General features: G+C 64.6%; 1 pseudogene. It reads left to right on the top strand.

Annotated elements, in window-relative coordinates:
* Positions 1-47: 47 nt before the first annotated feature.
* A pseudogene (locus tag AC4FS3_RS29185) lies at positions 48-577 on the top strand (transposase); the annotation flags it as partial.

Genomic DNA, 577 nt, shown 5'->3' with positions numbered 1-577 from the left:
CCAGATCCTCCAATGCAAAATCGTCGACGAAGGCCCCTGCAGAGCGGGTGGTGCAGGACATCCGACGACAGACCCGGCGCCATTTCTCGGCCGAGGACAAGATCCGCATCGTGCTGGAAGGCCTGCGCGGCGACGACAGCATCGCCGAGCTGTGCCGGAAGGAGGGCATCGCCCAGAACCTGTACTACACTTGGTCCAAGGAGTTCATGGAAGCGGGCAAGCGCCGCCTGGCCGGCGATACCGCTCGTGCCGCGACCACCGGCGAGGTCCAGGATCTGCGCCGCGAGACCCGCGCCCTGAAGGAATGCGTGGCCGATCTGACGCTCGAAAACCGCTTGCTGAAAAAAAGCATGATCGCGGATGGGGGCGACGACGAATGAGATATCCCGCCTCCGAGAAGCTCGAAATCATCAGGATCGTCGAGCAGTCGCACCTGCCGGCGAAGCGCACGCTGGACAAGCTTGGCATCGCCCGTCGGACCTTCTACCGCTGGTACGAGCGCTACCTCGAAGGCGGACTGGAAGCGCTGGAGGATCGCCCGTCGGCGCCGGGCCGGGTATGGAACCGAATCCCGGCC

The sequence above is a fragment of the Pseudogemmobacter sp. TB195 genome (assembly GCF_058313095.1).
The sequence above is the reverse complement of the archived record's forward strand: the minus strand, read 5'-3'. Positions and strand labels throughout refer to the sequence as shown.